This window comes from Actinokineospora iranica, assembly GCF_900101685.1.
Lineage (GTDB): Bacteria > Actinomycetota > Actinomycetes > Mycobacteriales > Pseudonocardiaceae > Actinokineospora > Actinokineospora iranica.
On sequence record NZ_FMZZ01000003.1, the window covers coordinates 315,632 to 339,263 of the forward strand.

The following is a 23,632-nucleotide window of genomic DNA, read 5'->3' on the forward strand; positions in this document are numbered from 1 at the left end:
CGGACCCACACGGCGCCGTGCCAGGGGATGGACGTGGCGCCGACCATCTCGACGTCTCCGACCGGGACTCCACGCAGTCCTCGGCCGAGGTCGACACCAAGACCAAAGCCGACGCCGAGACCGCCCCCGCCGAAATCGACGCCCAGGACAAGAACGCCGCCATCGCCAAGGTCGACGCCATGGCCCAAGCCGAGACCGCGCCCACAGTGGACAGTGGGACAGTGGGCAGTGGGGCAGTGGACGGCGCTGCCGACGGCGACGACGTGGCCGTCAAGGCCAAGCAGGCGAAGAAGAAGCGCCCGTTCTGGGTCGAACTGCCGATCCTCATCGCCCTCGCCCTGCTGCTGACCTTCCTCATCCAGTCGTTCCTCGCCCGGGTGTTCGTCATCCCGTCCGAATCGATGGAGCAGACCCTGCACGGCTGTGCGGGCTGCACCGGTGACCGGGTCCTCGTCGACCGGGTCGTCTACTACTTCCGTGATCCCGCGCCCGGCGACGTCGTCGTGTTCGAGCGCCCCGGCACCTGGGACCACACCGGCCTCGACGGCCGCTCCGGCAACCCCCTGGTGTCCTGGTTCCAGGATCTCGGCGCGCAGTTCGGCCTGGCCGACCCGAGCGAGGAAGACGTCGTCAAGCGGGTGATCGCGGTGGGCGGGCAGACCGTCGAGTGCTGCGACGACCAGAACCGAGTGCTGGTGGACGGCGAACCGCTGGACGAGCCGTACCTCTACCGCATGTACTCGGACGCGACGCAAGAGGACTTCGGCGCCGTCACCGTCCCGCCCGGGAAGCTGTTCGTGATGGGCGACAACCGCAACAACTCCCTCGACTCGCGCAAGCAGGGCGGCGGCGGGGAGAACGGCCTCGTCCCGGTCGACAACGTGATCGGCAAGGCGCGGGCGATTATTTTGCCGCCGTCGCGGTGGCGGGGCGTGGGTGATCACAATCCGCAGGCGTTGTCGGCTCCGGCGTGGCAGGCGGGTATTCCGGCTGGTGTGGGTGTCGCGGCGGCGTGGCCGACGCTGTGGCTGGGCAGGCGCGTGCGCGGCATCCTGACGCGCGATGGCAAGAGAACGCCCCGGTAGGCTGCCCCAGTGTCCGACGGATCAACCGCCCCAGACGGCGACCAGGACGACGTCGACCGGCCCGAGCGGGACCCCGGATCACCCAAGAAGAAGCGGCCGTTCTGGCAGGAACTGCCGATTCTCATCGGCATCGCCCTGGTGCTGACGTTCCTGATCCACACGTTCATCGCGCGGGTCTTCGTCATCCCGTCCGAGTCGATGGAACAGACCCTGCACGGCTGTCCCGGCTGCTACGGCGACCGCATCCTGGTCGACAAGCTCACCTATCGGTTCACCGAGCCGCAGGCGGGCGACGTGATCGTGTTCGAGCGGCCCGGCACATGGAACCGGTCGGAGTTCCGGGCGAACCGCTCCGACAACGAGGTCGTCCGGTGGCTCCAGGGCATCGGCGCGCAGTTCGGCCTCGCCGCCCCGGACGAGGACGACGTGGTGAAGCGGATCATCGCCATCGGCGGGCAGACCGTGCGGTGCTGCGACGAGCGGAACCGCGTGCTGGTCGACGGCAAACCGCTCGACGAGCCTTACATCCACTGGGATCCTGGGACAAGCAACCAACAAGAAGAGTTCTCACCGGTCGCGGTGCCGGAGGGACTGTTGTTCGTGATGGGCGACAACCGCAACAACTCGGGCGACTCACGCACCCAGGGCAACGGCGGGCTCAACGGCCTCGTCCCGGTCGACAACGTGATCGGCAAGGCGCGGGCGATTATTTTGCCGCCGTCGCGGTGGCGGGGCGTGGGTGATCACAATCCGCAGGCGTTGTCGGCTCCGGCGTGGCAGGCGGGTATTCCGGCTGGTGTGGGTGTCGCGGCGGCGTGGCCGACGCTGTGGCTGGGCAGGCGCGTGCGCTCGCTGGTCCGGCGCGGGACGGGGGAGCGGTGCTGAAAGGGGGAGCGATGCTGATGCCGCCACGCGCGGTGGTGCGCCGCGACGCGGGCACCTGGAGCCTGCAGGCCGCGCTGCACCGGCGCGGCCTCGGCCCGGTCGCGGGCGTCGACGAGGCGGGCCGAGGCGCGTGCGCGGGCCCGCTGGTGATCGCCTCCTGCGTGCTGCGCCAAGGCGACGCCGCCCGGCTCGACGGGCTGACCGACTCCAAGCTCATGACCGCCGCCGCGCGCGAGCGGATGTTCGACCTGGTCACCGAGCGCGCCGTCGACTACTCCGTCGTGGTCGTGCCGACGGCGGAGGTCGACCTGATGGGCGTGCACGTGGCCAACATCGAGGGAATGCGGCGGGCGGTGGCCCGGTTGACCACCCATCCCGGGTACGTGCTTGTCGACGGGTTCCGGGTGCCGGGGCTGACCGCGCCGAGTATGCCGGTGCTCAAGGGCGACCAGGCCGCGGCGTGCGTCGCGGCGGCGTCGGTGCTGGCCAAGGTCACCCGCGACCGGATCATGGCGGAGCTGCACGAGACGCTGCCCGTCTACCGGTTCGATGTGCACAAGGGCTACTGCACCGGCTTGCACAGCCGGGCGCTGCGCGAGCACGGGCCCAGCCACGAGCACCGCTGGTCGTATGTGAACGTCGCCGCGGCGGGGGTCGCGCACGGTCTTCGGGCGCCACATCGGGTGGCGCTGAGTGTCGCGGCATCGGCCGTGGTCCAGAATGGTGAACCCCCGCAGTAGCGGGCGGCACAGGTCACTACCAGGAGGGGCGCGCGGCAGATGAGCGCGGAGGATCTCGAGAAGTACGAGACCGAGATGGAGCTGCAGCTCTACCGGGAGTACCGCGACATCGTGGGGCAGTTCGCGTACGTGGTGGAGACCGAGCGGCGGTTCTACCTCGCCAACGGCGTCGACGTGCAGGTGCGCGACGCCGACGGCGAGGTCTACTTCGAGGTGCGGATGTCCGACGCCTGGGTGTGGGACATGTACCGGCCCGCCCGGTTCGTCAAGAACGTCCGGGTGATCACGTTCAAGGACGTGAACGTCGAAGAGCTCGACAAACCGGACCTGAGGCTGCCAGAGGACGGCCCGTTCAGCGGCTAGCACAGCCCACCGACAAACCCCGGCTCGCGAAGGTCATCGCGAGCCGGGTTGTCCCCAATCGCGGGAGTCGTCCACAGGTCGCGACCACCCCTGGCGACACCCCCGCTCCTGACGGCACTGTCGAAATCGGACACGGCACCCGCCGTGCCACGATCCCCGACAGGAGCGGTCATGACGGCACACCTGCTGCTCGGCAGGCGCGGCGAGGACATCGCGGCGCGCTACCTCGAGAACTCCGGCTATGTGATTCTCGGTCGGAACTGGCGGTGCGAACTCGGCGAACTCGACCTCGTCTGCGAGGACGGGTCCCGCCTGGTCGTCTGCGAAGTGAAGACGCGCTCAGGCACCGGCTTCGGCACCCCGGCGGAGTCGGTCACCGACGGCAAGGCGACCCGCATCCGCAGACTCGCCACCCGCTGGCGCGTCGACCACGGCATCCCGCCGGGCGAGATCCGGTTCGACATCGTCTCGGTTGTCCTGCCGCCACACGGTGAGCCCCAGATCCGCCACCTGCGCGGAGCGTTCTGATGGTCCTCGCCCGCGCCTGGTCGGTGGCCCTGTTCGGCGTCGACGGCATCACCGTCGAGATCGAGGCGGACATCGGCGGCGGCAAACCCCGGACCCAGATCGTCGGCCTGCCCGACGCCGCGCTCAACGAGGCCAAGGACCGCGTGCGCGCGGCCGTGCGCAACAGCGGCATCCAGTGGCCGGACCAGTTGGTCACCCTGGCCCTGTCCCCGGCGGCCCTGCCCAAGGGCGGCTCCGGCTACGACCTGGCGCTGGCCACCGCCGTGCTCGTCGCCGACCGCAAGATCCCGCCGGACGCCTTCGCCGACACGGTCCTGCTCGGCGAGTTGGCCCTCGACGGCCGCCTCCGCACGGTCCGGGGCGTCCTCCCGTGCCTGCTCGCCGCCCGCCGGGCCGGGTTGCGTCGCGCGATCGTCCCGGAGCGCGCGCTCGCCGAGGCGTCCCTGGTCAGCGGCCTGGACGTGCACGGAGCCGCCACCCTGTCCCAGGTGCTCGCCTGGGCCCGCGGCGACACCGAGGCGCTGGCGCGACCAGGGGAAGCCGCCGTCGCGCAGGCGGCCGCTCCGCCGGACCTGGTGGACGTGGTGGGCCAGCCCGAGGCCCGCTGGGCACTGGAGGTCGCCGCGGCGGGGAGCCACCACATCTTGCTGTTGGGCCCACCGGGCACCGGTAAGACGATGCTGGCCAAACGACTTCCCGGCCTGCTTCCGCCGCTGCCGCGGGAGCACGCGCTGGAGGTCACCGCCATCCACTCGGTCGCGGGCGACCTCGCGGCGGAGTCTCCGCTGATCACCGTGCCGCCCTTCATCGCGCCCCACCACACGACCTCGGTTCCCGCCCTCGTCGGCGGCGGCGTCGGCGTGGCCAAACCCGGCGCGATCAGCAAGGCCCACCGCGGCATCCTCTTTCTCGACGAGGCAGCCGAGTTCCATGCCGACCGCCTGGAGGCTCTCCGCACCGCGCTGGAGGAAGGCGAGATCCGGCTGGCCCGCCGCGACGCCGTCGTCCACTATCCGGCCCGGTTCCAACTCGTCCTCGCGACCAACACCTGCCCCTGCGCCCCGCCACGCGAGGCCGACTGCACCTGCGCCCCGTACGCCCGCCGCCGCTACCTCGCGCGCCTTTCCGGCCCGCTCTTGGACCGGGTCGACCTCCGGGTCCGGATGCGCCCCATCACCGCCATGTCCCGCGCGGGCGACGTCACCCCGGAGTGCACCGCGACGGTCCGGGCCCGGGTCGAAGAGGCCAGAGCCCGAGCGGCTTGCCGCTGGTCCCCACACGGCTGGCAAACCAACGCGGAAGCGCCCGGTCCCGCGCTGCGCCGCGACTTCTCCCTCCCCCGGGAGGTCACCGCCCTGCTCGACCGCGGCCTCAACACCGGAGCCGTGACCGCCCGCGGCGCCGACCGCTGCCTGCGCGTCGCCTGGACACTCGCCGACCTGGCAGGAGCCCCCGCGCCCACCGCGGACCACGTCGCCACCGCACTCGAGTTCCGTGAACGGCGCGCCGCATGACAACCGTTTGCGAGCCCCAACCGACTACCAGTCCCACAACCGCCTACCGAGAGAGGACTACCGACCGTGCTCGCTGACCACCGCTTCTATCCACGTCCCACCTCACCAGCCCCCACATCGACTCCACGACCAGGCTCTTGTCGGTCACCAGGTCCGCCGCCCACACGGTCCTGCCGGAGAACGCGGTCGTCAGGCGTCTTCGGTTGGCGGCGCGGCTGCGAATGACATCCGCCTTGCTGTCGCGCCCCCGTTCCGGGTGCGGAGCCGCCCGCGTCCGCACTGATCCGGTAAGTGCCCCCCGTGCCCACTGCCACTGTCCGCGAGTTCCGCGAACCGCGTGCCATGCGACCAACGTTGGCAAACCCACAGTCCGTTACCAAGCGAGGAGTTCTCACTGTGTTCGCTGACCACTGCTTCTATCCGCGTCCGACTTCACCCGGCCGCTCACTGATCTCACGATCAGGTTCTTTTCGGCAGCCAGGTTCTCCGCCCACATGTCCTGGCCGGAGAGCGTGGCGGCCGGGCATGTCCGGCTGGGGGCACGGTCATGGATGACATCCGACTTGCCCGGGCGTACCTGGTCCGGGTCGCGGAGCCGCCCGCGCCCGCGCTGGGGGCGCTTGTCGCGGAGTGCGGGCCGGTGCGGGCCGCGGCGCTGGTGCGGGCGGGACGCGTTCCCGACGCGGTGCGGGACGAGACGTCCGCGCGGCGGGAGCAGGACCTCGCCGCCCACGACCTGGCCGCCGCCGCTGCTGTGGGGGCGCGGCTCGTGGTGCCGGAAGACATCGAATTCCGTATACGGTTCGCGTGTTGCCCATGGTCGTGTTGCGTGATGGAGCTGGATGTCCGACGAGTGGATGTTGTTCTGGGTCGGTGTGAGGCTGCGGTCTCTGGGTGGGGATGGGGTGTGGGCTGATCTTCCGGAGCGTGAGGAGCTGCTGGGGTTCCGTGATCGGCAGCCGATCTTGGTGGGCCCGGACTATCGGGTGGATCCGCGGCTGAGTGAGTTCTTTCGGCGGTCGCGGTTCGCGGTCAAGGCGCGTGGGACGCAGGAGTCCTACGTGCTGGACTATCGGTTGTTGTTCACGTTCCTGCGCCAGCGCGGGCGGAACTGGGACCAGATCACCTCTGAGGATCTGGAGAGTTATGAGTATTGGCGGCGACGCGACAGGTATAACCCGGGCCGGATCGGCGGCGCGAAGTGGGGCCGGGAGTTGGCGGCGTTCCGCTTGCTCTACGACTGGGCGGTCAAGCACAAGCATATGGCGGGCAGTCCGGTCGTGATGCGCAGGAAGCAGCTTCCTGACGGGAGTTCGGTGGAGGTTCCGGAGCTGGCGCCGACCGACACTCGCAGCTACAACGTCAAGTGGTTGACACCACGGGCCTACCGGATGTGGCGGGACGTCGGGTTGCGTGGTTACACCGCGGACAACCTTCCGGATGTGAGGTGGCGTGGCCGTAACGACGGGCGTGACGCCGCGTTCGCTGATTTCGTGCTCAGCAGCGGTCTGCGCAGGCGGGAGGCTGGGTGCCTGTTGTTGGTGGAGTTGCCGGACACCACTGTGGTGCAGCGCTACTACCCGGCTCAGGTCGCGAAGGAGGTGGCCAAGCGGGAGGGACGATTTTACTACGTCGGGCGCGGCGCGCTCAAGGCGGTGCAGGCGTACCGTCTCAGCACTCGCGCCGCGGCGGTGGCGCGGGCACAGCGGGCCGGGGTTTACGAGGCGCTTCCGGTCCGCAAGGTGGTTCAGGACGTCTCTGGCCGGGGCCGGGTGCGGTGGGTCGATGAACGAGGACGTCCCGGCGCGGCGATGTTGGACAATCTCGACGACTTGGACCGGCTGGACCTCTACTACGAGGGTGAGCATGGGCTGGAGCCGATGGCGGTCTGGTTGACCGAGTCCGGCACGCCGATGCGCTATCGCTCGTGGAATCGGGTCTTCGGGTTGGCGAACGCGCGGTGCGCGGCGCAGGGACTGGGGTTGTTTTGTTCGCCGCACATGCTGAGGCATTCGTACGCGTTGCAGATGCTGATCTCGTTGCACTATGCGCTCGATCGAAGGTTGGGGCTGTCTCCGGCCGATCGCAAGTACTACGAACAGGTCTACGGCAACGTCTGGTCGATGGTGAGGGACTTGTTGGGCCATGCCTCGGAGGAGACCACCAAGTCCGTCTACCTGGAACCGGTCAGGGGACTGCAACTGGACACCTTGCTCAACGACGTCGGTGAGGAAAGCGCCGACGAGTTGCTTACCCGGTTGGCCGAACAGACCGGCCTGGTCCTGGACGTCCCGCGGGAGATCGGCGCGTGAGCCCGGGCAAGCGGGCCGTCCTGCCTCCTGCGGGCTACGCGCGGCCGAGCAACCTGTCCTCCGATGGTTTGACCGTGAGCGTGGTCGCGGAGGACGGCGAGGAGTTGGGTGAGGTAGATTTTCAGGCCGCGCGGGGGCCGGAGAAGTTGCGCTTGCAGGTGGTGGCGGCCTTCGCCAAGGCGTGCTCGTCGACGGGCACCTGGACCCGTTACTCGACCTGCGAGAATTACGGCGGCCTGCTCAAGCGCTTCCTGGTGTTCGTTGCTGACCTGGACACACCGCCAGCGGAGGTCGGCCAGATCACGCCGGGGATATGGTCGCAGTGGCTGCTGTCCGGGCAGGGACGGGGCCATTCGGCGCGTTTGATCGTGCGGAAGATCCTGGTGGACACCGGTGCCCTCCCGGCTGAGACCACGGCGGTCATCGCGGTTCGTTCGGGGCGACGGAAACCGTCCAAGCAGGTCGAGGCATACACCCTGGCCGAGTTCAAGCTGGTCCGGGCGACGGCGCGGCGGGAGGCGACGCGGATCGAGCGCCGCGTCGCCGCCGGGCTGACCTTGTTGGCCCGCTACCGCGGTGGCGAGTTTCCCGCTGGGAGCTACGAGGCCCGGTTGGGAGCTCTGTTGGATCAAGTGTCGTGGACCGGTGACGTCGACCGATACGGCGACGGGCAGCTTCACGAGCGTGTTCGGGAGGTCTGTCGGTTGGTTCCAGGTGGCTACCGGGGCGTGATGAAGATGTTGTTCCCGTCGGCGACCGAGATCGGGGCACTGGCGGCTTTGCTCGTCTGCGAGGAGGGCTGGAACCTGTCGGTGCTGGAGTCGATGGATGTTCCGGACTTTCGTCCCGACGGCGGGATCGGCGATGTCGAGATTCACCGCGTGTCCACTTTGAAGCATCGCCGCCCGGTCGGGAGCAAGCACGCGAGCAACAACCTGGTGGATCTCGGTGACGGCTCTGCGGGGCAAGCATTGCGGAAGGTTGTGGGTATCACCGCCGAGGCGCGGGCCTGCCTGGGGCGCGCAGGCACTCCGACTCGTCGGCTGCTGGTCGGGCATCGGGTCCGACGCCGGCGAGACGGCCGCGGCCCGTGGTTGATCGGTGCGCCCAAGCACGTCATCGACATGTGGTGTGAGTACTTGGCGCTGGAGTCGCCGAGTGGCGGGGTGTTGAAGGTGGGGGCCGCGCGGCTCAGGCAAACCCACCAAGCGTTGTTCGGCGGTCCCCGGCAGAACACCCTGCGCACCCACGAGGACGTCTACCTGCTGCGCAACGCCCAGGTGCGCGCCGAGTCAGCCGACGTGGTCGCCGCCGGCCTGCAGGGCGCGGTCGATCACGCCACCGCGACGGTGAGAATGCGCCTGCTTCGGGCCTCGCCCACTCCGGACGAGAGCGAACTCGCCCAGTTGGCGGAGCAGGCGGGGATACCGCTGCGCCAGGTCCAGGAGTTGGTGCGCGGAGACCTCGACACCGCCACCGGCGCCTGCCGAGACTTCGCCCACAGCCCGTTCACCCCCGACGGGCCGTGCTCGGTGTCCTTTCTGATGTGTTTCGCCTGCGACAACGCCCTGGCCACTCCGCGGCACCTGCCCCGCATCGTCTACCTGCACGACGCCCTCGCCGGTTTGAGGTCGGTGGTGAGCGGGGCGGCCTGGACCGCGGACTGGGCACGGCATTACTCGCGGGTCGGCGACCTGCTGGCCGCTTGCACCACACCCGCCGAGCGTTCCGCCCTGCGCGGTCGGCTGACCGACCGCGACCGCGTGCTGATCGACCAGGTCCTCGACCGCAGGCTGGACTCGTGACCGGGCCTTTCACGGAAGCCGGGGTGGTACTGGTCGATCCCGACCCCACCGTCGTGGTCCTGCCCGCGACATCAGTGCGCCCGGGCGTGTCTCCCGAGGGGTTGCCGCGCTTCGGCGACGACATCTGGCAACTGGCCTTCCTCATCGGCAAGGACACCACCACCAGTTCCGCGCTGCGATGGGACAAGTTTCCGGCCGTGTTCCGCGACAACTTCAAACGTCTCGCCTGGGCTGTGATCAACATCGACACCCCCGAGGCCATCCTCGCTCGTCCCGGTTCCACCAGCCGCGCCCGGCTGAGGGGCAGCAGCCTCACGCACACCGTCAAGGCTTGGAAGGCGTTCGCCGCGTGGCTGATCACCAGGCGGATCACCAGGTTGTCCGACGTCACCGCCTCGACCCTGGCCGACTACGCAGTCTCCCTGCGCGAGGCCAAGCGAACCCGCAATTATTCCGCTCGCCAGCTCTTGGCGCTGACCAGGATCTGGGCCTACGCGCCCTACATGCTGCCCGGAGATCGGCTTCCCATGCCGCCCTGGGACGAGCACGGCGTGGACGATTACCTGGGCGCCCCGCAGGGAAGCAGGGGGCGCAACCGCCGCGTCCCGATCCACCCGGCGACCATGTCGCCGCTGCTGGTCTGGGCGATCCGGTTCGTCACCGACCTCGCCCCCGACATCCTCGCCGCCCGCGAGGAGTCCATCAGGCTGCTCGCCAACGTCCCACAGGTCAGAAGCCCCGGCGAGGACGCGGTCCTGACCGCCTACTTCGAGCACCTCAGGACCACCGGCCAGCCCCTTCCCGGCACCACGTGGTTCGGTGCCCGCGGACGCCTGCTCGCTGATCGTCCACACAACGCAGGCACGGCCATCAGCGGCCGCTACATCGCGGCCACGCTCGGTATCTCGGCACCGGCGGTCACCGCCGCGATCGACCGCCTGCGTCCCCGACTCCGCGAGCTTCCTATCTCCTCCCGGTCCGATCTCGACGTCGAGCTCACCGCTCGTCTTGGCGATCGACCGTGGATGCGGGGAATCGACTTCGATCAAGCTCCGATGCTCGTCATGCACCTGAGCACAGCCTGCCTGATCGTGATCGCCTACCTGTCCGGGATGAGGCCCGAGGAAGTGCTGCACCTGCGGCAGGGGTGCTGTGCTCCAACCGAGAGTTCCGAGGACGGCATCGTCCGCTATCACGTCACCGGGCTGCACTTCAAAGGCGTCAACGACGACGAGGGCAACAGCGCCCCCGCTGGTGAGCTTCGCGATCAGCCCTGGACGGTCATCGCACCCGTCGCCGCGGCTATCACCGTCCTGGAACGGCTCACCGAGCCCGGCGGACTCTTGTTCCCGGTCGCGATCGACGGACACGGAGCGAGGTCCGGCGGAGTCACAGCCTGGCGGGGCGCCGGTCTGACCACGAGGACCGCGGCCTTCCGAGTCGGCAGATTCATCGCCTTCGCCAACGAATTGGCCCGTGACCACGCTCGCGACCACGAACTCGTTCCCGAGGACCCGGCCGGGCCGATAAGTCTGTCACGGTTCCGGCAGACCATCGGGTGGTTCGTCAACCGCCTGCCCGGCGGCCGAGTAGCCCTCGGAATCCAGTATGGCCACCTGCAATTGACGATGTCGGAGGCTTATGGCTCCCGCGCAGGCATGGACATGATGGAAATCCTCGATCTGGAACGGGCCCGCACCCTGGTCGATACCCTCGGCCAGGCCGCCGAGCGCCTGCGCCAGGGGGAACACGTCAGTGGCCCCGCCGCGGACCGCTATGCCGCCGGGGCTTCCGAGTTCACCGCCACATACCAGGGTGGTCACCTGACTGAACGGCAGCACAAGGCGCTACTCGGCAACCATCGGTTGCGCGTGTTCGACCACGACGAAGCGTTGCTCGCCTGCAACCACAACCCACTGACCGCGCTCTGTGACCCCGACAGGGCCACCCCCGGCCGCTCGACGGCCACACCCAGCTTCGACCGCTGCAACACCGCCTGCGTCAACGTCGCCCGCACCGACACTCATATCGACCGCGTCCGCCGCGAGGTCGAGCACCTACAGGACGAGATCGACACCGGTCTCGATCCACACCCCATACGAGAACGCCACCGACAGCGCCGCCTTACCCTCCTGCGCATCATCGACCAGCACGAACGCGGCCGACCCGACCCCCACGATCGTCCGGAGCCTGCACAGTGACCGACCTCGACCAACCGGGCCCGCGCACCGGGTCGATCGCCGACAGCGTCGGCAGGCTGCTGGCGCAGGCAGCCGACGCGTCGGGCGACCGCGGCGCGACCGACGCCAAGGAGATCACCGCGATCACCGACGCCATGGTGCGCCTGCTCGCCGGGACGCCGCTGCGCTCGGACGGCAAGTTGACCGTCAAGTCCCTCGCCGCCGAGGCCGGGCTGCTACGCAACAAGCTCACCCACAAGCACACCGGTCTCAAAGACTTGTTCAACGCCCTGGTCATAGCCCAGAACACACGGCCCGCGCTCACCGAGGACCTCCATCGCGACAACGACGAACTCCGCGCTCGCCTCGCGAAGATCACCCACGAACGAAACGAGCTGAAAACGGCCAACGCGCACTTCGCCCGCGTTGTCCACGTCCTGGAAGTCGAGAACCACCAACTCCGAACCTCAGCTGAGGAACACGGCAACGTCCGTGCACTCCGACGTTCGTCCCCGGTCCCCCCTTGACAGGCAGCTCGTCACGAGCGTCTCGATCCTCTGGCGATTCGAGCACGATCGAACCACGTGCTCGCCTGGAAGAGTCGTCTCGATCACACTGACGAGCCTCAGGCGAGGGAGACGAGTTGTTGCAGTTGACCGGCTGCCGAGAGGATCCGGCCGGGACGCCGCCACGAGGGCGGCGTCCCGGACCTCATCACCGCCCGCGCCGGACCAGTCCGTGAAGCGCTCCGGCGGCGGTCAAGCCACCGAGCAAGGCCGCCGCGATGCCGCTGGCCAGTCCGACCACCAACCCGGTCGCGGGACTGACCGCGGCCGCCGCCAAACCCGCGGGAACTCCCGCTGCCAGGCCGACGAACAGCCCGACCATGGCCGCCAGAGCGACGATCACCAGAGTGCGCAACCCGAACAGCGAGTCCAGGTCGTCCGGACTCTCTCGTTCGGGATTCGGTTTGTTCCGCACGTGAGAAACACCTACAGTCATAGGCGGCCCTTTCTGCCAACCACAGGAACTGGGCGAAGACGGCTCCCGCTGACACGGGGGCCGTTTGCCTTCTCGGCACACGAGCCACGCCGTCCTCGTCAAAGAGGGTCGCACACCACCCACGGCAAGTCGTCAAATACATTTGACCGGGTGAACCATGGTGACGACTGGAGCCTCTACTGGCCTGCCGACCCAGGCTGGGCCAATGCGAGTCACTCGGCTGGGGGCGAAGCCCTTCGCGTGGCCGTCAACTACTTGTTCGGCGACGACTACCTCAAGTTCCACGACCAGCCACGGACCCCCATGCTGGCGCTCGAAGCCTTGCGCTGGATCGAAATGGGACTCGAACTCGAACGTGCGGTACTGATCGCGCAGGCACGTCACGAGGGTGCCAGTTGGTCGGAGATCGGTCGCCAGCTCGCCCTCACCAAGCAGGCAGCGCACCACCGTTACGACCGAGTGGCCAAAGGCATCACCGAGTTCGCTGGGCCAGAGGGGAACTTCGAGGACCTCCTCGACTACATCTACGCCAACTTCGACGCATGGCCCGAGAACCCATCCGGCGAGGACGCCATCGAGAACTCTCGATGACGAGCGCCGGCTCAACGAGCCCGGTCACACTCGCCCGGTCACACTCGCCCGGCTCTGTCATGCAAGAACTGGACGGCGCCACGCAACAGCGACAGAGGACCACCATGGAACCGGATGCTCAGGCGACAGCAAGGCTGAACGAGGTCACCAACGACCAGGCGCGCGGAGCGATCACGGCTCTCGTCGATGCCTTCGGTCAACTGGCCGAAACCGGGCGGTTGGCCGTCAACCCGGACAAGGAGCACCTGGTCCAGTCGGTCTTCGGCTGGTGGGCGTGGATCACTCGCAGCAGCAAGCTCGTCCTGCTTGCCCACGACGCGGGCTTGGGCCACGAAGCCGCCCCGAACGTCCGCTCGATCCTCGAACACACACTTGTCATGCAGTGGGTCGCCGATCTCGGCGACGAGGCCATGGCGGCCGTCGGGGCGAAGGCAGACGAGAGCAGCCGCAAGCTCTTCAACGATCTGCGGGACCAGCACTGGTCGATCCCAGAAGACTTTAATCCGTCGAAGTCCCCCACGCAGGCGATGCTCGACTTCTCCTCACTCTGCACCGCCTACGGCGCCCACAACTTCTACATTGCCTACCGGATGCTGTCCGCCCACATTCACCCCACGGCGCAGGGTGCGGCCGTCCACGTCGATCGCACGACCGACGTCCTCCACAGCCACGCCACGAGGTCAGCCGACGCAGACCTCGTGCTCGTCGCCGTCTGCGTGATCCACGCCGCGTTGACGATCAACTCGCTTGCCGTCGAGCAACCACTTACCGAAGCCATCACCCTGGCTCGCAACCACATCGGCCACAACATCGAGCGCCCGGTTCTTCACAACAGGACCTGACCGCAACGGTCCACACCAGAGTTAGCCCAACGAGCCCCTCGCCTTGGACCAGGTCTGTGCTCTGTCACGCCGCCAGCCCCTCTGATCGCAACGCAACACGCTCAGACTTGACGCGGAACCGGAGTGGCCCGCCTGGCCGCTGCTGTGCCTGACCAACGCCCTCGGCCGCGGCCTGCGGTGGGCCGCGCCGCCACTGGCCCTGTGGGTGCGCGGCCCCGCGCTGCTGGACGACGCGCTCCGGCGCGCGGTGTCGGTGGTGGGAGCCAGATCGGCCACGGCGTACGGCGAACACGTGGCGAGCGAGTTCGGGTACGGGCTGGCCGAGGAGTCCGTGACCGTGGTTTCCGGCGCCGCGTACGGCATCGACGGCGCGGCGCACCGAGGGGCGTTGGCGGGGCACGGGACGACCGTCGCGGTCCTCGCGTGCGGCGTCGACCTCAGCTACCCGGCCGCGCACACCGCCCTGCTCGACCGGATCGCCAAGGAGGGCGCGGTCGTGAGCGAGTACGCCCCGGGCACACCGCCCGCGAAGCACAGATTTCTGGTTCGGAACCGGTTGATCGCGGCCATGGGCTTGGGCACGGTGGTCGTGGAGGCCGGGGTGCGCAGCGGAGCCCGCAACACGGCAGGCTCAGCCACTGCGCTGGGCAAGATCCTGCTGGCCGTGCCCGGCTCGGTCGCCTCGGCGATGTCCCACGGCTGCCATGAACTGCTGCGCACCGGGGCCGCGACGCTCGCGTGCTCGGTGCCGGAGATCTTGGAGGCGGTCGGCCAGATCGGCGAGCTGGCCCCGGTCGCCGCCGCGCCGAAGCGGCCGACCGACGGACTCGGCGAGCAGGCGCTGCGCGTCCACGACGCCCTCAGCGGCCGCGCCGGGCGCAGCCCCGAGCAGGTGGCGGCGGAGTCCGGCGTGCCCCTGGACCGGGTCCGCGCGCTCCTGCCCGAACTCGAACTGACCGGCCTGGCCGCCCGGGGAGAGGAGGGCTGGACGAGAGTCCGATCATGAAACCGCGTGGCGATGCTTGACCAAGGGCCCTCGGTGCCCCAGCGTCAAGGGCGTGCCGCACGCGTCCACCCGCATCACCCGAGCCGACCTCCACCGGGTCCGCGCCGTGCTGCCCGCCCACGTCCGCGCGGTCCTGACCGAGTACGAACGGCATCTCGCCCTGGAACGCGACCTGTCCGACCACACAGTCCGCGCCTACCTCGGCGACGCGGTGTCCCTGCTGGGCTTCCTGCACGGCGTTCCAGGCGTCCTGCCCGGTTCAGAGACGGCACGATCGGGTGAATCTGACCTGCCAGAGGAAACGCTTTCCGGGCTACGGCATCTCGACCAGCCACACCCGGGCGGCCCATCCTCGGCCGTCCCGACCGCCGCCCAACAGGGCCTCGAGCGCGCGAACGCCGATCCCGTGGGCGAGGCCGCTCTGATTGGGCGCGGCCATGCGCAGGGTGGTCAGGGTTCGGGCAGCGGCCTCGGCCTGGCTGGTGTTGGCGGTCCGGACGGTTCGGACCCGGCCGGCGCGGGCGCGTCGGGCATGGGGCCCGTGGGCGCGGGCGGTCTTGGGCCGACTGGCGCTGGTGCGCGGGGTTCGGGCCTGACAGGCTCGGGCGGATTCGAGTCGGATGCGGGGTCGGCGGGCTCCGGCGGCTCGGGTCTGGACGCGGGCTTTGGCGGTGTGACCGCGGGCGGCTCGGCGCCCGGGGGAGCGGGCCGCGGCGGCTTGGGCCCAGGGGAGTCGGGTGCCGACGACCTCGCCCGGGACGGGGTGGGCCTGGGCGGGGCGGGTTCCTCCGGGCTGCCCGGTGGCGGGGCGGCGGGGCCACCGCTTGCCGATGCCGGGGCGGGACGTCGTTTGGGGCGGTCCGGCGAGGGGGATTCCGGTGTAGGGGAAGACGAAGGCGCGGGTGCGGGGAGCCTGGACGGAGTCGGGCTCGATCTGACCGCCATGCGCGGCTGGTTGGCCGCGCAGCGCGCCACGGGTGCGGGGAGGACGACCTTGGCTCGGCGGGTGGCGGCGGCTCGGACGTTCACCGCGTGGGCGCACCGGCGGGGGCGGCTGGCGGTCGACCCGGGCCTTCGGCTGATGGCGCCCAGGCGGCACCGGGCGTTGCCCTCGGTGTTGCGGCAGGACCAGGCGGGCGAGGTGATGCGGGCGGCGGAGTCCGGGGCTCGGGAGGAAGACCCGGTCGCGCTGCGTGATCATGCTGTGGTGGAGTTGCTGTACGCGACGGGGGTCCGGGTGTCGGAGTTCTGCGGGCTGGATGTGGACGACGTCGACCTGGGTGCCCGAGTCGTGCGCGTGCTGGGCAAGGGGCGCAAAGAGCGGACAGTCCCGTTCGGTGTTCCGGCCGCCATAGCGGTCGAAGCGTGGTTGCGTCAGGGCCGTCCGTCACTTGTCCGGGACGATTCACCGCCGGCAGTGTGGTTAGGCGTTCGCGGCGGACGGCTCCATCAGGCCGCCGTGCGACGTATCGTGCACCAGGCCGTGGCCGCGGTGCCCGGGGCCCCGGACGTCGGGCCGCACGGGCTCCGTCACTCAGCGGCGACACACCTGCTCGAAGGGGGTGCTGATCTTCGTAGCGTCCAGGAGTTACTCGGTCACGCTACGCTCTCGACAACGCAGCTTTACACCCACGTGACCGTCGAACGGCTGAAGGCGATCCATGACCGAACCCACCCCCGTTCCCGATAGCGCCGGGGATGGCTCTCGGGCACCGGCGGGGCCGTCCCAGGCGCCCGCACCGGTTGACCCGGCGAACCAGGTGAACGGCCACGCCGCCCTGTCCAGGGCAGGCAGGCCGGACGGCGTGCTGCCCGGGGACCAACGCACCGCCGACGACGTCGAGGCGGGCATCGTCGCGCTGTGGCGAAGATTCGGCGAGCAGCGTGAGCAGTCGCTGCGCGACCGGCTCGTCCTGCACTACGCGCCGCTGGTCAAGTACGTCGCGGGCCGTGTCGGCACCGGGCTGCCCTCGCACGTGGACGTCTCCGACCTGATCCAGTCCGGCATCTTCGGCCTGGTCGACGCGATCGAGAAGTTCGAGCCCGAGCGCGGCCTCAAGTTCGAGACGTACGCCATGCAGCGCATCCGCGGCGCCATCCTCGACGACCTGCGCGCCCAGGACTGGGTGCCGCGCACGGTGCGCGGCCGCGCCCGCGAGGTCGAACGCGGCATCGAACGCCTCGGCGCCAAACTCCAGCGCACCCCCAACGACGCCGAACTCGCCGCGGAACTCGGCCTCACCGTCAGCGAACTCCGCGACGTCTACGCCCAGCTCCAGCTCACCAGCGTCGTCGCCCTGGACGAGCTGGCCGCCGCGGGCCGCGGCGCGAACTCTCTCGCCGACATCCTCGAAGACGAGACCGCGGAAGACCCCGTGGCCCTCCTGGTCGACCAGGACAACCGCCGCCAGCTGGCCGAGGCCATCGGCCTGCTCGTCGAGCGAGACCGGGTCGTGGTCACCCTCTACTACTTCGAGAACCTCACCCTCGCCGAGATCGGCCGCGTCCTCGGCGTGACCGAGTCGCGGGTCTGCCAGCTGCACACCCGGGCCGTCCTGCGCCTGCGGGCCAAGCTGATGGAAACCGCCGAGGTCTGACCCACCGCAGCACCACCGACCCTCCCACCACCAGCCGCCCGCGACGGCACACCGCCGCCCGAGCCCCAGCGGGACCGGCTGGGCACCCCTGTCCACCCTGCCCGCGCCCACCATCGCCGCGCCGCCAAGTCACCTCTGACCTGGTGGCATCGGCCCATCGCAGGCGCTGCCGCACGCGCCTGCCTGTCCGCCCGGTCACCAACCGGCGGCGGGTTAGGCCACCGGAGGCCAAGGCGGACGGCCACAGCGACACCCGGACGAACGAGTGCTGCGGCTGGGTGGCGAGCCGCGCGCTGGTGGTGAAACAGGCAGTCGCCGCACAGCGGTGCTTGCTGGGCGGGTAGCGGGTTTGGGCCGGGGTGGATGTTCGCCGGGCCGGGCGAGTAAGAGGTCGGATCGGGATGGGTGTCGGCTGGGCTGGGTGAGCAGAGGTGGAGCCGGGTGGGTGTCGGCTGGGTTGGGTGAGTAAGAAGGGGTCGGGGCGAGGTGGGTGTCGGTTGGATGGAGTCGGGGGTCGGCATGGTGGGGCGGAATGTGAGTCGGGTTCGGCCGATGGCGGGTCGGGTCGGGTGGGGGGAGTGGCCCTGGGTGGGGCGGGAGGAGACGGACGTGGTGGTGAGTTGTCAGCAGCATCAGGGGGTCGAGGTACTCCTGGCCTCGACGTAGGCCCCAGTGCAGGCACGCGGGGGTTTGGGGGCAGCCGGGATGGCCTGGGGCCAGCAGGCCGATCCGGTCGCCGCGGCGGACTCGGGTTCCTTGAGTGACGGTGGGGGTCAGGGGCTCGTAGGTGGTGCGCAGGCCTGGGGCGTGCTCGATCGACACCACGCCCCGGGTGGCCACCTGGCCCGCGAAGGCGATCACGCCGTCCGCGGCCGCGTGGACTGGTTCGCCGGGGGTGCCGGGGAGGTCGACGCCGCGGTGGCCGGGGCCGTAGGGGGTGGTGGGCGGTCGGAAGGGGCGGGCGACCGGTCTGGGTGGGAACAGCGGCCAAGAGAACCGCGGCCCGGGAACGGGCGGGCCGGGCAGCAGCGGCGGCCAAGAGAACCGCGGGCCGAAAACGGGCGGGCCGGGCAGCAGCGGCGGCCAGGAGAACCGGACGCCGGGAACGGGCGCGCCGGGCAGCGGTGGCGGGTCGGGGTTCTGGGCGAGCGTGACGCCGGTGGGCGGCCGGTGCTGGGGGTGCTGGGGGCCATGGCGTGACGAGGCGGGGGCGGGTGGGGCGGCCACGACCGTCAGGAAGGCGGCTGTCAACGCCGCGATGGTGCTGGTGGCGGTGGTCCGGATTCGGTGTTCGCGCTGGTCTGTGGGCATAACCCGACTGTGCCGGGGGCGGTGGGGTGGTGCCAGGGAGTGCTCGGACCTGTGGATGAATCCAGCCGCCTGTTGACAACTCGGGCTCCGATTCTCTGCCCGGGCGGACCTGGGCGTACACTATGCCCGCGTCCCGTGGCGACATCGGACGACTTCGCGTGCCAGTGCGCGTCCGTGGTTCTCAGACCGCGGCCACCGACGCCCGGCGGTCTCGATGGTGCACTTGACCAGCGGGTCCGGGCGTCTGCACGGCACCAGGGCGGCGGGCCACCGGTCCGCGGCGACAAACCGACACCGCGTGCCAGGCCTCACCCGCCCGGTACGCCCGAAAGCAAAGGTGCGAACCCGGCCATGGCCGTCGTCACCATGAAGCAGCTGTTGGATTCCGGCGTGCACTTCGGGCACCAGACCCGCCGCTGGAACCCGAAGATGAAGCGCTACATCCTCACCGACCGCAACGGTATCTACATCATCGACCTGCGGCAGACGCTGACCTACATCGACCGCGCGTACGAGTTCGTCAAGGAGACGGTCGCGCACGGCGGTTCGATTCTGTTCGTCGGCACCAAGAAGCAGGCGCAGGAGGCCATCGCCAACGAGGCGCTCCGCGTCGGTATGCCGTTCGTCAACCAGCGCTGGCTGGGCGGGATGCTCACCAACTTCTCCACCGTGCACAAGCGCCTGCAGCGCCTCAAGGAGCTTGAGGCGATGGAGCAGACCGGTGGCTTCCAGGGTCTCACCAAGAAGGAGATCCTGATGCTCACCCGTGAGAAGGACAAGCTCGACCGCACCCTCGGCGGTATCCGCGACATGGCGAAGGTCCCCTCCGCCATCTGGATCGTGGACACCAAGAAGGAGCACATCGCCGTCGGCGAGGCGCGCAAGCTGCACATCCCGATCGTGGCGATCCTCGACACGAACTGCGACCCGGACGAGGTCGACTACCCGATTCCGGGCAACGACGACGCGATCCGCTCCGCCGCGCTGCTGACCAAGGTGGTGGCCGAGGCCGCCGCCGCCGGTCTGATGGCGCGGTCCGGTGCGCGCAACGGTGCTGACAAGCCCGAGGTGGGCGCGGGCAGCGAGCCGCTGGCCGAGTGGGAGAAGGAGCTGCTCGTCGGCGCCGAGACCGCTGCGGCCGACGGCGAGCAGGCCGTGGCAGCGGTGGACGCCGCGACCGACACCCCGGCCGAGTCCTGATCTTCCGCCGTGCCGCCGCCCGGGCTGTCCGGGCGGCGGCACGGCACCCAAGCAACCCACGCGCGTATACCCGAAGAAGGACGGAAAACGCACGATGTCGAACTTCACCGCGGCCGACGTCAAGAAGCTCCGGGACCTGACCGGTTCCGGCATGATGGACTGCAAGAAGGCGCTGGAAGAGGCCGACGGCGACTTCGAGAAGGCCGTCGAGATCCTGCGCATCAAGGGCGCCAAGGACGTGGGCAAGCGCGCCGAGCGCGCCACCGCGCAGGGCCTGGTCGCCGCGGACAGCGGCGTCATGGTCGAGCTGAACTGCGAGACCGACTTCGTCGCCAAGAACGACGAGTTCCAGGAGTTGGCGAACAAGATCACCGGTGTCGTCAAGGCGACCGGGACCGTCGAGCTGGACGCGCTCAAGGCCGCCCCCCTCGACGGCACCACGGTCGACGGCGCCGTGCAGGCGCTCTCGGCCAAGATCGGCGAGAAGCTGGAGCTGCGTCGCGCGGTGGCCTTCACCGGCACCGTCAGCACCTACCTGCACCGCCGCTCCTCCGACCTGCCGCCCGCGGTGGGCGTGCTGGTCGAGTACACCGGCGAGAACGGCGAGGAGGCGGCCCGCGCCGCCGCCATGCAGATCGCCGCGATGAAGCCGCGCTACGTGACCCGCGACGAGGTCCCCGAGGACGTGGTGGCGAGCGAGAAGCGCATCGCCGAGGAGACCGCCCGCGAGGAGGGCAAGCCGGAGGCCGCGCTGCCCAGGATCGTCGAGGGCCGCGTCAACGGCTTCTACAAGGACGTCGTCCTGCTGGAGCAGTCCTCGGTGCTGGACTCGAAGAAGACCGTCAAGGCCGTTCTGGACGAGGCCGGTGTGACCGTGACCCGCTTCGCGCGGTTCGAGGTCGGCCAGTCCTGACCCGCGCCGGGACACAGTGATGAGGGTTATGCCCCGCCTTCGGCTTTCCGAGGGCGGGGCATAGTCACGAGGAGGGGTCTACGGTGACTCAGAACGCTAACGGCAGCTTCCGTCGGGTGCTGCTCAAACTCGGCGGCGAGATGTTCGGCGGCGGCGAGGTCGGCGTCGACCCGAACGTGGTCTTCGCCGTCGCCCGCCAGATCGCCGACGTGGTCCGCGGCGGCGTGCAGACCTCCATCGTCATCGGCGGCGGCAACTTCTTCCGCGGCGCGGAGCTGAGCCAGCGCGGCATGGACCGCGACCGCGCCGACTACATGGCCATGCTCGGCACCGTGATGAACTGCCTGGCGCTGCAGGACTTCCTGGAGAAGGAAGGCATCGACACCCGCGTGCAGACCGCCATCACCATGGGCCAGGTCGCCGAGCCCTACATCCCGCGCCGCGCCGAGCGGCACCTGGAGAAGGGCCGTGTGGTCATCTTCGGCTGCGGGGTGGGGATGCCCTACTTCTCCACCGACACCGCGGCCGCCCAGCGGGCGCTGGAGATCGGCTGCGACGTGGTGCTGATGGCCAAGGCGGTAGACGGCGTCTACGACTCCGACCCCCGGGTGAACCCCGAGGCGAAGATGTTCACCGACATCACCCACCGCGAGGTGCTCGAGCGCGACCTCAAGGTGGCGGACGCGACCGCGTTCAGCCTGTGCATGGACAACAACATGCCGATCATCGTGTTCAACCTCCTGACGGAGGGGAACATCGCCCGCGCCGTGCGTGGTGAGAGGATCGGCACGCTGGTCAGTACGCCCACAGCGTGACCCGGCGGAGCGGGTCCGCCGGGGCGAAGGAACAAGGAGCACCCTTGATCGACGAGACACTCCTCGATGCCGAGGAGAAGATGGAAAAAGCGGTGTCGGTGGCCAAAGACGAGCTTTCCGCGGTCCGCACTGGCCGCGCCTCGCCCGCCATGTTCTCCCGGATCCACGTCGAGTACTACGGCGCGATGACCCCGCTGAACCAGTTGGCGAGCGTCGCGATCCCCGAGGCGCGGATGGCGGTCGTCAAGCCCTACGACGTCACTCAGCTCAACGCCATCGAGAAGGCCATCCGGGACTCCGACCTCGGGGTCAACCCGAGCAACGACGGCTCGATCATCCGCGTGGTCATCCCGCAGCTCTCCGAGGAGCGCCGCCGGGAGATGGTGAAGGTCGCCAAGACCAAGGGCGAGGACGCCAAGATCTCGATCCGCAACGTGCGCCGCAAGGCCAAGGAAGAGCTTGACCGCCTGGTCAAGGACGGCGAGTCCGGCGAGGACGACGTCACGCGCGCGGAGAAGGAACTGCAGAACCTGACCGACAAGTACGTCGCCGCGGTCGACGAGCTGGTCAAGCACAAGGAAGCCGAGCTGCTCGAGGTCTGACCTCGGCTCGCAAGAGGAACGCATATGGTGGCCGGGCCCGTGGGGGAGCTGGAGCATGGATCTGTCGGGGAATCCCTGGTGACGAGCGACGGCGCGCCGGTGAAGGCCTCGCGCGCCGGGCGTGACCTGCCCGCGGCGATCGGCGTGGGCGTCTTGCTGGGCGGCGGCGTGCTGCTGGCCCTGCTGACCGCCCGGCACGTGTTCGTCGGCATCGTCGCGGTCGCGGTCGCGGTCGCGACGTGGGAGCTGACCGGGGCGCTGCGGCGCGGCGCGGGCATCGGGGTGGCGCGCTGGCCGGTGCTGCTGGGCGGCCAGGCGATGGTGTGGCTGTCGTGGCCGTTCGGCCGCGACGGGGTACTCGCCGCGTTCGTGGTGACGATCCTGGTGTGCCTGCTGTGGCGGTTGCGCGGTGGTGTCGAGGGCTACCTGCGTGACGCCAGCGCGTCGGTGTTCACCGCGGCGTACGTGCCGCTGTTCGCCTCGTTCGCCGCGATGCTCGTGCTGCCCGACGACGGCGCCAACCGGGTGCTGTGCTTTCTCATCCTCGTCGTCAGCTCCGACACCGGCGGCTACATCGCGGGCGTCCTGTTCGGCAAGCACCCGATGGCACCGACGATCAGCCCGAAGAAGTCCTGGGAGGGCTTCTCCGGTTCGCTGGTCGCCGGTGTCATCGCGGGCGCGCTGACCGTCTCGCTCGTTCTCGACGGCCAGTGGTGGCAGGGTGTGCTGTTTGGGCTGGCCCTGGTGTGCGTGGCCACCCTGGGCGACCTGGTCGAGTCGGTGATGAAGCGCGACCTGGGCATCAAGGACATGGGCACGCTGCTGCCCGGCCACGGCGGCCTGATGGACCGGATGGACTCGCTGCTGCCCTCGGCCGTGGTGTCGTACCTGTTGCTCGGCCTGTTCGTTCCCGCCGCCTAGCTCGGAGTACCGGCGGGCACCCGGTGTCCGCTCCGGTGTCCGCTCCGCCTCGGCCAGGGTCGCCTCCAGCACCCGGTCGTAGGTGGGCCGTGCGGCGTCGAGCAGTGCGAAACCGGCCTCGGTGAGTTCGGTGTAGATCCCCCGCCGGTCGTCCCGGCGCGGGTGCCTGCTGACCAGGCCCCGGTTCCAGGCGGTTCACCAGGCGGGTCGTGGCGCCGCCGGACAGCGCGGCCGCGTTCAACATCGGCAACGCCCTGGGCGCGTGGCTCGGCGGGGTGACGTCAGCGCGGGCCTCGGGTACAACCTCGCCGGTCTGGGCGGGCTGGTGGCGGCCGACCGGGCGAGCTGTCGGGTGCCCCTGCCCGTGTAGCGGTCCCGGAAAAGCCAAGTGGCCCCCGCCGCGAGAGCGGCGGGGGCCAC

The 23,632-nt window shown here is 69.7% G+C and carries 22 protein-coding genes; 20 read left to right on the forward strand and 2 right to left on the reverse strand.

What is annotated here, in order from left to right; translation table 11 throughout:
- Window positions 1–179 precede the first annotated feature (179 nt).
- The 10 genes from lepB (BLS56_RS09300) to BLS56_RS09350 all read left to right on the forward strand — a co-directional run bounded on the left by lepB (BLS56_RS09300) (window position 180) and on the right by BLS56_RS09350 (window position 11,939).
- On the forward strand, window positions 180–1,085 hold the full coding sequence (lepB, locus tag BLS56_RS09300) for a signal peptidase I (protein WP_091449685.1): 906 nt from the start codon (window positions 180–182) through the stop codon (window positions 1,083–1,085).
- A gap of 9 nt (window positions 1,086–1,094) precedes the next feature.
- Window positions 1,095–1,970, forward strand: coding sequence for a signal peptidase I (gene lepB / locus BLS56_RS09305; protein WP_091449559.1), 876 nt, complete (start codon window positions 1,095–1,097; stop codon window positions 1,968–1,970).
- Between the two features lie 11 nt (window positions 1,971–1,981).
- Window positions 1,982–2,710, forward strand: a complete 729-nt coding sequence (locus tag BLS56_RS09310; protein ID WP_091449560.1) for a ribonuclease HII — start codon at window positions 1,982–1,984, stop codon at window positions 2,708–2,710.
- A 39-nt stretch (window positions 2,711–2,749) separates the two neighbouring features.
- The gene (locus BLS56_RS09315; RefSeq protein WP_018682033.1) at window positions 2,750–3,073 is read left to right on the forward strand and encodes a DUF2469 domain-containing protein; all 324 of its coding nucleotides are present in this window, start codon (window positions 2,750–2,752) and stop codon (window positions 3,071–3,073) included.
- A gap of 171 nt (window positions 3,074–3,244) precedes the next feature.
- On the forward strand, window positions 3,245–3,601 hold the full coding sequence (locus BLS56_RS09320; RefSeq protein ID WP_091449561.1) for a YraN family protein: 357 nt from the start codon (window positions 3,245–3,247) through the stop codon (window positions 3,599–3,601).
- Window positions 3,601–5,115: a YifB family Mg chelatase-like AAA ATPase gene (locus BLS56_RS09325; RefSeq protein WP_091449562.1), complete on the forward strand. Its 1,515-nt coding sequence runs from the start codon at window positions 3,601–3,603 to the stop codon at window positions 5,113–5,115. The genes BLS56_RS09320 and BLS56_RS09325 overlap by 1 nt, the downstream gene beginning before the upstream one ends.
- Before the next feature lie 842 nt (window positions 5,116–5,957).
- Window positions 5,958–7,427 (forward strand): site-specific integrase, encoded by a 1,470-nt coding sequence (locus BLS56_RS09335; protein WP_091449563.1) that lies wholly within the window; start codon window positions 5,958–5,960, stop codon window positions 7,425–7,427.
- Complete coding sequence (locus tag BLS56_RS09340; protein WP_091449564.1) at window positions 7,424–9,232, forward strand: hypothetical protein; 1,809 nt, start codon at window positions 7,424–7,426, stop codon at window positions 9,230–9,232. The genes BLS56_RS09335 and BLS56_RS09340 overlap by 4 nt, the downstream gene beginning before the upstream one ends.
- Entirely contained in the window at window positions 9,229–11,433 is a 2,205-nt protein-coding gene (locus tag BLS56_RS09345) for an integrase (RefSeq protein WP_139190577.1), read from the forward strand. Before BLS56_RS09340 ends, BLS56_RS09345 begins: the two co-directional genes overlap by 4 nt.
- Entirely contained in the window at window positions 11,430–11,939 is a 510-nt protein-coding gene (locus BLS56_RS09350) for a hypothetical protein (protein WP_228771499.1), read from the forward strand. Before BLS56_RS09345 ends, BLS56_RS09350 begins: the two co-directional genes overlap by 4 nt.
- Window positions 11,940–12,126: 187 nt before the next feature.
- Here BLS56_RS09350 and BLS56_RS09355 read toward each other — a convergent pair whose 3' ends face one another.
- Window positions 12,127–12,393 carry a hypothetical protein gene (locus BLS56_RS09355; RefSeq protein ID WP_091449566.1) on the reverse strand — a complete coding sequence of 89 codons (267 nt, stop codon included), beginning with the start codon at window positions 12,391–12,393 and terminating at the stop codon, window positions 12,127–12,129.
- 171 nt (window positions 12,394–12,564) lie between these two features.
- Between BLS56_RS09355 and BLS56_RS09360 the strand changes: the two genes are divergently transcribed.
- The 5 genes from BLS56_RS09360 (at window position 12,565) to BLS56_RS09385 (ending at window position 17,450) form a co-directional block, all read left to right on the forward strand.
- Window positions 12,565–13,005, forward strand: coding sequence for a hypothetical protein (locus BLS56_RS09360; RefSeq protein ID WP_139190578.1), 441 nt, complete (start codon window positions 12,565–12,567; stop codon window positions 13,003–13,005).
- A 59-nt stretch (window positions 13,006–13,064) separates the two neighbouring features.
- Window positions 13,065–13,847 (forward strand): DUF5677 domain-containing protein, encoded by a 783-nt coding sequence (locus tag BLS56_RS09365; RefSeq protein ID WP_139190579.1) that lies wholly within the window; start codon window positions 13,065–13,067, stop codon window positions 13,845–13,847.
- 172 nt (window positions 13,848–14,019) lie between these two features.
- Window positions 14,020–14,853 carry a DNA-processing protein DprA gene (gene dprA, locus BLS56_RS09370; protein ID WP_324187507.1) on the forward strand — a complete coding sequence of 278 codons (834 nt, stop codon included), beginning with the start codon at window positions 14,020–14,022 and terminating at the stop codon, window positions 14,851–14,853.
- A gap of 763 nt (window positions 14,854–15,616) precedes the next feature.
- Window positions 15,617–16,543 carry a tyrosine recombinase XerC gene (locus tag BLS56_RS09380; RefSeq protein WP_407640501.1) on the forward strand — a complete coding sequence of 309 codons (927 nt, stop codon included), beginning with the start codon at window positions 15,617–15,619 and terminating at the stop codon, window positions 16,541–16,543.
- A complete protein-coding gene (locus BLS56_RS09385; protein WP_091449570.1) occupies window positions 16,515–17,450 on the forward strand; it encodes a FliA/WhiG family RNA polymerase sigma factor in 936 nt (311 codons plus the stop codon). Before BLS56_RS09380 ends, BLS56_RS09385 begins: the two co-directional genes overlap by 29 nt.
- 213 nt (window positions 17,451–17,663) lie before the next feature.
- On the opposite strand, the gene BLS56_RS32895 is transcribed toward BLS56_RS09385, so the two are convergent.
- Window positions 17,664–18,761, reverse strand: coding sequence for a M23 family metallopeptidase (locus tag BLS56_RS32895; RefSeq protein ID WP_091449571.1), 1,098 nt, complete (start codon window positions 18,759–18,761; stop codon window positions 17,664–17,666).
- 351 nt (window positions 18,762–19,112) lie between these two features.
- On the opposite strand from BLS56_RS32895, the gene rpsB reads away from it, so the two are divergent.
- The 5 genes from rpsB (at window position 19,113) to BLS56_RS09415 (ending at window position 23,212) form a co-directional block, all read left to right on the forward strand.
- Window positions 19,113–19,961, forward strand: coding sequence for a 30S ribosomal protein S2 (rpsB, locus tag BLS56_RS09395; RefSeq protein ID WP_091449572.1), 849 nt, complete (start codon window positions 19,113–19,115; stop codon window positions 19,959–19,961).
- Between the two features lie 94 nt (window positions 19,962–20,055).
- The gene (tsf, locus tag BLS56_RS09400) at window positions 20,056–20,874 is read left to right on the forward strand and encodes a translation elongation factor Ts (RefSeq protein WP_091449573.1); all 819 of its coding nucleotides are present in this window, start codon (window positions 20,056–20,058) and stop codon (window positions 20,872–20,874) included.
- 83 nt (window positions 20,875–20,957) lie between these two features.
- Complete coding sequence (pyrH, locus tag BLS56_RS09405; protein ID WP_091449574.1) at window positions 20,958–21,689, forward strand: UMP kinase; 732 nt, start codon at window positions 20,958–20,960, stop codon at window positions 21,687–21,689.
- Between the two features lie 44 nt (window positions 21,690–21,733).
- The gene (gene frr / locus BLS56_RS09410) at window positions 21,734–22,291 is read left to right on the forward strand and encodes a ribosome recycling factor (RefSeq protein WP_091449575.1); all 558 of its coding nucleotides are present in this window, start codon (window positions 21,734–21,736) and stop codon (window positions 22,289–22,291) included.
- Between the two features lie 78 nt (window positions 22,292–22,369).
- The gene (locus tag BLS56_RS09415; RefSeq protein WP_228771500.1) at window positions 22,370–23,212 is read left to right on the forward strand and encodes a phosphatidate cytidylyltransferase; all 843 of its coding nucleotides are present in this window, start codon (window positions 22,370–22,372) and stop codon (window positions 23,210–23,212) included.
- Window positions 23,213–23,632: the final 420 nt, after the last annotated feature.

Coding starts and splice junctions, on each gene's coding strand:
- lepB (WP_091449685.1), top strand. CDS start 180: ATGGCCCAAGCCGAGACCGCGCCCACAGTGGACAGTGGGACAGTGGGC.
- BLS56_RS32895 (WP_091449571.1), bottom strand. CDS start 18,761: ATGCCCACAGACCAGCGCGAACACCGAATCCGGACCACCGCCACCAGC.
- tsf (WP_091449573.1), top strand. CDS start 20,056: ATGTCGAACTTCACCGCGGCCGACGTCAAGAAGCTCCGGGACCTGACC.
- BLS56_RS09335 (WP_091449563.1), top strand. CDS start 5,958: ATGTCCGACGAGTGGATGTTGTTCTGGGTCGGTGTGAGGCTGCGGTCT.
- BLS56_RS09315 (WP_018682033.1), top strand. CDS start 2,750: ATGAGCGCGGAGGATCTCGAGAAGTACGAGACCGAGATGGAGCTGCAG.
- BLS56_RS09320 (WP_091449561.1), top strand. CDS start 3,245: ATGACGGCACACCTGCTGCTCGGCAGGCGCGGCGAGGACATCGCGGCG.
- BLS56_RS09325 (WP_091449562.1), top strand. CDS start 3,601: ATGGTCCTCGCCCGCGCCTGGTCGGTGGCCCTGTTCGGCGTCGACGGC.
- rpsB (WP_091449572.1), top strand. CDS start 19,113: ATGGCCGTCGTCACCATGAAGCAGCTGTTGGATTCCGGCGTGCACTTC.
- BLS56_RS09310 (WP_091449560.1), top strand. CDS start 1,982: ATGCTGATGCCGCCACGCGCGGTGGTGCGCCGCGACGCGGGCACCTGG.
- BLS56_RS09365 (WP_139190579.1), top strand. CDS start 13,065: ATGCAAGAACTGGACGGCGCCACGCAACAGCGACAGAGGACCACCATG.
- BLS56_RS09385 (WP_091449570.1), top strand. CDS start 16,515: ATGACCGAACCCACCCCCGTTCCCGATAGCGCCGGGGATGGCTCTCGG.